This window comes from Pseudoalteromonas sp. S1609, from assembly GCF_005887255.1.
Classification (GTDB): domain Bacteria; phylum Pseudomonadota; class Gammaproteobacteria; order Enterobacterales; family Alteromonadaceae; genus Pseudoalteromonas.
Window position 1 is genome coordinate 1 of the sequence record NZ_PNDJ01000284.1, and the last position, 273, is coordinate 273.

The following is a 273-nucleotide window of genomic DNA, read 5'->3' on the forward strand; positions in this document are numbered from 1 at the left end:
CGGACTCACCGCGCCAGCAGTTAGAGGCCGCCCGCAAAACACAATCCCTACCTTTCGAAGATGTTGCGCATGACATTCCTGCGGATTTTGGCGTAGCTACTGTACAATTATCAAATGATAGAATTATACGCCAAGTAACAGAGCATTTTGCTACTATTTATCAAGGTTTAGGCTATCAAACCGAAATAAGCTACACCACACCCCCAAATCACTATTATCGTGATGGAAATCTCGGTTTTTACCTAAAAAATACTAATGCGGATGACGCTTTTA

1 pseudogene is annotated in these 273 nt (G+C 42.5%); it reads left to right on the forward strand.

Going from position 1 to position 273, the window contains the following annotated elements:
• Positions 1 to 273, forward strand: a pseudogene (locus CWB76_RS19755) (hypothetical protein); the annotation flags it as partial.